Raw genomic sequence first — 2,802 nt, 5'->3', positions numbered from 1 at the left:
GGTGCAGCGGCTGCGCGCCACCGAGACCGCCGCCCTCGCCCGGGACGGCGTCGGCACCACGGAGGAACTGGAGCACCGGGTGCGCCGCGCCTCGGTCGCCGCCCGCGCCGACTACATCGTCCAGTCCATGCCGGTCCCGCTGCGCTCGGCCCTGGAGCGGGCCTACTTCCAGCGCCGCGACTACCGCCAGACGGCCGCCGACCTCGACATCACCGAGGACGAGGCCCGTCGCCGCCTGCGTCTCGGCCTGCAACTGCTCTCCACCGCCCACGACACCGAGCCCGGATACGGGGGTGCGGTGTGAACGGGCCGGACCGGTTCGAGGCGTACGAGGACGGCGAAGGAGACGACGTCCGCGAGGATGAGGGCAACATCCAGGACAAGAGCGGCATCCGACATGAAAGCGGCGACAGCGGGCACGACATCGGCTCCCCTTCAGCACCCGCCACGCCCGCCGGACCACACAGACCAGGCGGACCGGTGGGACCGGGCGGGCCGGTGGGGTCGGCCGAGCCGAGCGGACCGGCGGGACCGGGCGGACCGGGTGGGCCCGCGGGACTGGGCGGGCCAAGCGGACCAGACGGACCGGCGGGACCGGGTGAGCAGAGCGGGGCGGCGGGATCGGACCGGACCGAGCCCGGTGACGCTCCGGAGCACGGGCGGCGGCCGCTGGGCGGACTGGCGGGACCGGACGGACCGGCGGGACCGGACGGACCGGCGGGACCGGGCGGGCCGAGCGGACCGGGCGGGCCGAGCGGACCGGGCGGACTCGCGGGACAGGGCGGGCCGAGTGGACAGGACGGACCGGCGGGACCGGCGGGACCGGCTGAGCAGAGCGGGTCGGCGGGATCGGACCGGACCGAGCCCGGTGACGCTCCGGAGCACGGGCGGCGGCCGCTGGGCGGACCGGCGGGACCGGACGGACCGAGCGGACCGGACGGACCGGCGGGACCGGCGGGACCGGGCGGACCGAGCGGACAGGACGGACCGGTGGGACCGGCGGGACCGGGTGAGCAGAGCGGGGCGGTGGGATCGGACCGGACCGAGCCCGGTGAAGCTCCGGAGCACGGGCGGCGGCCGCTGGGCGGACCGGCGGGACCGGCGGGACCGGACGGACCGGCGGGACAGGGCGGACCGGCGGGACCGGACGGACTGGCGGGACAGGGCGGACCGGTGGGACCGGCGGGACCGGGTGAGCAGAGCGGGGCGGCGGGATCGGGCCGGGGCCAGTCCGGGGATGCTCCGGAGCATGGGCGGCCGGCGCGGATACCCCTGCCCCGGGTCTCCGTCGAGGACAGCGGGCTGCCGTTGCCCGCGGCGGTGGAGCTCGGCGACCCGCCGGCGCCGCCCGCCCCGCCCGTCTTCGAGCACCCCGTGCTGAAGGCCCTGCTCGGCGCCTGGGCGCTGGCCGCGTGTTCGGCCGAGGAGGCCACGGCCGTCGAGGAGCACCTCGGCGAGTGCGGCTCCTGCGCCGACGAGGCCCGGCGGCTGCGCGAGGCGGTCGGGCTGCTGCAACGCCCCGAGAGCCTCGACCTGGACCCGGGACTGCGCACCCGCGTCCTGGACACCTGCCTGGAGCGGCGCCCGCCGCGCATCCCGGTACCGGAGTGGGCCGCCGCGTACGACGCCGAGACCGCGCGCCTGGACGCCCTGCTGCAGGACTTCGGCGCCGCCGAATGGCACGCGCCGGTACGGCTGCGCTGGTTCCGCTCCGACGAGTCGACGAGCCGCCGCACCACCGTCGCCGGGGTCATCGCCCATCTGCTCAGCGTCGACGGTCTGGTGGGGGTCGCGCTCGGCCTGGACGACCCGCTGGGCGACGTCCCGTCCCGGCGTCCCACGCCGGCGGCCCGCACCGAGGCGTTCTGGCGCGCCTCCCACTTCCCGCCCACCCGGTCCGTCCGGGTGCCCTGGCGCGAGCAGAGCCACAGCCTCGTACGCACGGTGTCGTTCACGGGCGGCGGCTCCGGGAAGGTGCCGGTGTCGTACGGCGACTTCGAACTGCCCCTGCACGACGCGATGCTGGATCGCGCCTTCGAGTGCTGGGTGCACGCCGAGGACATCGCCGACGCGGTCGACTACCCCTACGACCCGCCCTCGCCACGCCATCTGCACCGCATGATCGACCTGGCGGCCCGCATGCTGCCGACGGCCCTGGCCCACCGCCGCCGGGCCGGTCTCGCCTCCCCCGCCCACCACCGCCACCTGGTCGCGGCGGGCGAACCCGGCCGCAGCCTCCGGCTGGAGATCGAGGGCTCGGGCGGCGGCGAGTGGCTGATCCCCCTCGACTCCCCCGCGGCGCAGGGCTCCGCCGAGCACGAGGTGGCCCACGTGGCCCTGGACGGCGTCGAGTTCTGCCGCCTGACCGCCGGTCACGTCCCTCCGCAGGAGGCGGCAGCGGGCCAGGTCGGGGACAAGGAGGCGATCAGAGACGTCCTGTTCGCGGCCGCTTCACTGAGCAGGATGTAGAGCCCGACTTCAGGGGGCGCGCCCCTAGGGGCGCGGGGAACTGCGCGAACAACCACCCACGACCCGCACCCGCCACACGACGGGACGACCGAGCTCCTAGGCGAAGATCACAGTCCGCCGCCCATTGAGCAGAATCCTCCGCTCGGCATGCCACTTCACACCCCGGGCCAACGCCTGGCACTCCACGTCACGCCCGATCGCGACAAGCCCCTCGGGCGTCACGTCATGCCCGACCCGCTCGACCTCCTGCTCGATGATCGGCCCCTCGTCGAGATCGGCCGTCACATAGTGAGCCGTCGCCCCGATCAGCTTCACACCCCGGGCATGAGCCTG

The 2,802-nt window shown here is 76.0% G+C and carries 2 protein-coding genes and 1 pseudogene; 2 read left to right on the top strand and 1 reads right to left on the bottom strand.

Annotation, left to right across the window (positions count from 1 at the left end):
- Nucleotides 1-304 (top strand): annotated as a pseudogene (locus ABT116_RS41915) (RNA polymerase subunit sigma-70); the annotation flags it as partial.
- An 869-nt stretch (nt 305-1,173) separates the two neighbouring features.
- Complete coding sequence (locus tag ABT116_RS41910) at nt 1,174-2,469, top strand: zf-HC2 domain-containing protein (protein ID WP_502984036.1); 1,296 nt, start codon at nt 1,174-1,176, stop codon at nt 2,467-2,469.
- A gap of 96 nt (nt 2,470-2,565) precedes the next feature.
- Here the strand turns inward: ABT116_RS41910 and ABT116_RS41905 are convergent.
- On the bottom strand, nt 2,566-2,802 hold a 237-nt coding region (locus tag ABT116_RS41905; RefSeq protein WP_351645625.1), incomplete at its 5' end, for a formyltransferase family protein.

The sequence above is a fragment of the Streptomyces sp. NPDC002130 genome (genome assembly GCF_040296465.1).
Taxonomy (GTDB): Bacteria; Actinomycetota; Actinomycetes; order Streptomycetales; family Streptomycetaceae; genus Streptomyces.
Note: the sequence above shows the minus strand (reverse complement) of the source record. Positions and strands in the feature narration are given on the sequence as shown.